The 3,028-nt window shown below is 48.4% G+C and carries 5 protein-coding genes; 2 read left to right on the forward strand and 3 right to left on the reverse strand.

Annotation, left to right across the window (positions count from 1 at the left end; translation table 11 throughout):
- Positions 1-448: Rpn family recombination-promoting nuclease/putative transposase (locus FIM25_RS16775; protein WP_139451000.1), on the reverse strand; the 448-nt coding region annotated here is incomplete at its 3' end.
- A gap of 29 nt (positions 449-477) precedes the next feature.
- Between FIM25_RS16775 and FIM25_RS16780 the strand changes: the two genes are divergently transcribed.
- A complete protein-coding gene (locus FIM25_RS16780; protein ID WP_179953486.1) occupies positions 478-804 on the forward strand; it encodes a Rossmann-fold NAD(P)-binding domain-containing protein in 327 nt (108 codons plus the stop codon).
- A 57-nt stretch (positions 805-861) separates the two neighbouring features.
- Here FIM25_RS16780 and FIM25_RS16785 read toward each other — a convergent pair whose 3' ends face one another.
- Positions 862-1,923 carry an Rpn family recombination-promoting nuclease/putative transposase gene (locus FIM25_RS16785; RefSeq protein ID WP_139451002.1) on the reverse strand — a complete coding sequence of 354 codons (1,062 nt, stop codon included), beginning with the start codon at positions 1,921-1,923 and terminating at the stop codon, positions 862-864.
- 29 nt (positions 1,924-1,952) lie between these two features.
- Between FIM25_RS16785 and FIM25_RS16790 the strand changes: the two genes are divergently transcribed.
- The gene (locus tag FIM25_RS16790) at positions 1,953-2,279 is read left to right on the forward strand and encodes a Rossmann-fold NAD(P)-binding domain-containing protein (RefSeq protein ID WP_139451003.1); all 327 of its coding nucleotides are present in this window, start codon (positions 1,953-1,955) and stop codon (positions 2,277-2,279) included.
- Between the two features lie 57 nt (positions 2,280-2,336).
- On the opposite strand, the gene FIM25_RS16795 is transcribed toward FIM25_RS16790, so the two are convergent.
- Positions 2,337-3,028, reverse strand: a 692-nt coding sequence (locus FIM25_RS16795; protein WP_179953487.1) for an Rpn family recombination-promoting nuclease/putative transposase, incomplete at its 5' end; no start/stop codon positions are given.

Consider the following 3,028-nt stretch of genomic DNA (forward strand, 5'->3'; position numbering starts at 1 on the left):
CTTCTGCCMSCCATCCTTCCCTGCCGTGATAAACGACAAGGGGAAGGATGGGGGGCAGAAGTTTATCCGGGTTATTTCTGTGGAAGCTTTCCCATACGGCACTCATATATTTGAGTATCTGGAGGATGTACCAGATATCGGGCTGGCTTTTGTGTTCAATGAGTGTGTAGAGGAAAGCCTTTGTCCGGCTGTCTTTGAGYTTTACGCTGAACACAAGRTCRCTGAAGGCACTCCGAAGTTTTGGGCTGACAAARCTGTCCTTTTCAGCCTTGAGGGTCTCCATATCAAGAAGTGCAACCACCTCTTCTGGCAGCATGACTTTGAAAAAATCCACGGCATTGCTTTTTTTGCCAAGGATCCTCTTTGCCAGAGCATCATGGGGGTTGCTCTTCAGGAGGTCTTCCAGATAGGTATCCTGATCTTTATTGTCCTGCTTTTTCTTTTTCATGGAAGGCAGAATAGCAGGAGCTTTGGGGGATGAAAAGAGGGGGCTGTGTAAAATTTCTGTTTCATGTGAAAGCCATGAAAATTCTTGTAAGGCAAAGGGGTGTTAAGATCTGGAACCTTGACACAGGCAGGGGCACTTCCGTTCTTGAAATGATCTGCTCCTTTGAAGCCGCCTCCGGTAAGGGTGTTCCTTTTTCMATTGTTCCCCGCCGAAAAGGGGATATTGCCGCCTGCTGGGCCGATCCTTCSAAAGCCCTGCAGGAGCTTGGCTGGCAAACYTCCCGAAGCCTTGAACATATGATGCAGGATGCCTGGYGATGGCAGAGTCAAAATCCTTGTGGGTATATCGGTGGCTGAGGCTCTCGAAGCCCATTTYCCAMTCCTGCCTTTTAGTTTGTAGGTACAGAACAAGGACTAATGTTTGGTTGTATTATCGCCTATGAGAAGATCCAGGCCCTTGTCACCGGCAGCAAGAATCTCTCTGACCTTTTCAGGGGTAAGTCTGGTAGCTCTGGCAATATCCTCCGGTTTCATATGGAATTCACGGAGACTCATTATTGTTTCATACTTTTCCCGCATCAGTCCTTTCTGCTCTCCTAGTTTCAGGCCTCTTTGTTCACCTCTCTGTTCGCCCATAATCAGGCCTCTTTGTTCACCCATAACCATACCTTCTTCAATCCATTTTTGGGCCAATGTGGGCATAAGCACCTCCATGTATCCGCTGTTTTCGAGGGCCTTTTCAATGGTGGCCTCGTCAATGTCCTGGCTTGCCGAGATGACGTAGCGCAGAAAAATTTCTATGTATTCCAGTGTCGTTTTGCCGGGCTCCATCATTTTRGTCAGCATTTGAATCATCYCAGGGAGATCATCTTTGATTTCWGGCCCCATKACGGAACCCAGAATCTTYAAGAAAACCTTTAGCACAATATTGTGCTGGAGGGTATTGGGGTCAAGGGYGCYGACATCACAAAGCAGGGTATGGAACTGTGGTGTGAAGGGCCKGAAGATGTTTGGATGACCACCGTCCAGCAGATCCACAATATCCCTTGAAAGCCATCCTTCCCTGCCGTGATAAACGACAAGGGGAAGGATGGGGGGCAGAAGTTTATCCGGGGTATTTCTGTGGAAGCTTTCCCATACGGCACTCATATATTTGAGTATCTGGAGGATGTGCCAGATATCGGGCTGGCTTTTGTGTTCAATGAGTGTGTAGAGGAAAGCCTTTGTCCGGCTGTCTTTGAGCTTTACGCTGAACACAAGATCACTGAAGGCACTCCGAAGTTTTGGGCTGACAAAACTGTCCTTTTCGGCCTTGAGGGTTTCCATATCAAGAAGTGCAACCAACTCTTCTGGCAGCATGACTTTGAAAAAATCCACGGCATGGTTTTTTTGGCCAAGGATTCTCTTTGCCAGAGCATCATGGGGGTTGCTCTTTAGGAGATCTTCCAGATAGGTGTCCTGCTTTTTCTTTTTCATGGAAGGTAGAATAGCAGGCGCTTGGGGGGATGAAAAGAGGGGATAGGGTAAAATTTCTGTTTCATGTGGAAGCCATGAAAATTCTTGTAAGGCAAAGGGGTGTTAAGATCTGGAACCTTGACACAGGCAGGGGCACTTCCGTTCTTGAAATGATCTGCTCCTTTGAAGCCGCCTCCGGTAAGGGTGTTCCTTTTTCCATTGTTCCCCGCCGAAAAGGGGATATTGCCGCCTGCTGGGCCGATCCTTCGAAAGCCCTGCAGGAGCTTGGCTGGCAAACCTCCCGAAGCCTTGAACATATGATGCAGGATGCCTGGCGATGGCAGAGTCAAAATCCTTGTGGGTATATCGGTGGCTGAGGCTCTCGAAGCCCATTTCCCACTCCTGCCTTTTAGTTTGTAGGTACAGAACAAGGACTAATGTTTGGTCGTATTATCGCCTATGAGAAGATCCAGGCCCTTGTCACCGGCAGCAAGAATCTCTCTGACCTTTTCAGGGGTAAGACTCGTAATATCTGCTATCTCTTCTGGTTTCATCCTGTATTTCTGAAGGTTCATGATGGTGGCATATTTTTCCTGCATCATGCGCATCAGACCTTTCTGTTCACCTCTCTGTTCACCCATAATCAGGCCTCTCTGTTCGCCCATAATCAGGCCTCTTTGTTCACCCATAACCATGCCTTCTTCAATCCATTTTTGGGCCAATGTGGGCATAAGCACCTCCATGTATCCGCTGTTTTCGAGGGCCTTTTCAATGGTGGCCTCGTCAATGTCCTGGCTTGCCGAGATGACGTAGCGMAGAAAAATTTCTATGTATTCCAGTGTCGTTTTGCCGGGCTCCATYATTTTGGTCAGCATTTGAATCATCTCAGGGAGATCATCTTTGATTTCAGGCCCCATGACGGAACCCAGAATCTTYAAGAAAACCTTTAGCACAATATTGTGCTGGAGGGTATTGGGGTCAAGGGCGCCGACATCACAAAGCAGGGTATGGAACTGTGGTGTGAAGGGCCGGAAGATGTTTGGATGACCACCGTCCAGCAGATCCACAATATCCCTTGAAAGCCATCCTTCCCTGCCGTGATAAACGACAAGGGGAAGGATGGGGG

The sequence above is a fragment of the Desulfobotulus mexicanus genome, from assembly GCF_006175995.1.
GTDB lineage: Bacteria > Desulfobacterota > Desulfobacteria > Desulfobacterales > ASO4-4 > Desulfobotulus > Desulfobotulus mexicanus.

Coding starts and splice junctions, on each gene's coding strand:
- FIM25_RS16790 (WP_139451003.1), top strand. CDS start 1,953: ATGAAAAGAGGGGATAGGGTAAAATTTCTGTTTCATGTGGAAGCCATG.